This is a genomic window from Caballeronia choica, assembly GCF_001544535.1.
In the GTDB taxonomy this organism is placed as follows: Bacteria; Pseudomonadota; Gammaproteobacteria; order Burkholderiales; family Burkholderiaceae; genus Caballeronia; species Caballeronia choica.
On the sequence record NZ_FCON02000510.1, the window covers coordinates 1 to 977 of the forward strand.

Genomic DNA, 977 nt, shown 5'->3' on the forward strand with positions numbered 1-977 from the left:
GTGGTCGATGGAGCGGTGCTTGCTCCGGATGGCCAGCCGTTGGTCTATGCAGCGACCGGAGACCTGGATCAGAGCGACGATCTGTACGCGAAGGAGTTCTGCGAATGGAGGTAGGCAGTACACTTCCCCGCACATGCTGGTGGACCTCGTGATTATCCGACTCAAACCGGCCAAAAAGAGCCTTTCGGGAATTGGATTCGAGCGACGGAAATCAGGTTGATACCGGCCGTTCGACCACGGCCGGCGAGAGTTTCGGTAGGAGCCTCTTGCGCATGCACGTGGCGGTTGACGGGCAGAGGGCCGCGAACTGCCTGCACAACCGCACCTCGCTGGGTACGTCATCGCGGCTTACCCGTTCATAGCCAGCTCGCTCAAAAAAGCGTTGAGCCTCGCCATACGCTTCACCCTCTGGCAAAAAGTTTGGCGAGCGCAGTTGTTGTCAGTAGCCAGACCCCTCCTGTTGACCGAGTAAGCGTGCGTTGTCTTCGACCCGTTCGACCAGTTCCCTTGCGACACCTGTCCCGCGCCATTCTGACGTGAGGGCGAGCGATCGCAAGAGTGTGCTCGAACCAATCTGCTCAAGACCGCCGCTACCGACAACCGTTCCACTTGCGTTTTCGGCGACCAGAAATCCTTCGATTAGTGTCGTCGAAACGTCCTCTACAGGTAAGCCATGCTCGCTTAACAGGTTTCGGATTTCGCCCAGGTCGGCATCGTTGGCCATTCTTATCTGCATGACTGTCTGCTCACTCGAAATTTGCCTGATGCTCATCCCGTTTGCGCCGCCGTAGACGACTGCGAACAGGATCAACAATGCTGGTGACGTGCCTGCGCACATGAGCACAAGAACCGACGCCGAAAAGGCCGTCGTTGCGAAAGCTGCGGGGAAAGTCTCGCGTAATCACTGCGAAAACCGGATCGTATAGCGTCGCGGCCATTGCGACACCGAGGCCGATCCAGACGACGAATAGCGTTAC

General features: G+C 57.7%; 2 protein-coding genes. Both read right to left on the reverse strand.

Annotated features, from left to right (window positions below; translation table 11 throughout):
- Positions 1 to 439: 439 nt before the first annotated feature.
- Positions 440 to 736, reverse strand: coding sequence for a GNAT family N-acetyltransferase (locus AWB68_RS45370; RefSeq protein ID WP_160110208.1), 297 nt, complete (start codon positions 734 to 736; stop codon positions 440 to 442).
- A 10-nt stretch (positions 737 to 746) separates the two neighbouring features.
- Positions 747 to 977, reverse strand: a 231-nt coding sequence (locus AWB68_RS50635; protein WP_143282077.1) for a hypothetical protein, incomplete at its 5' end; no start/stop codon positions are given.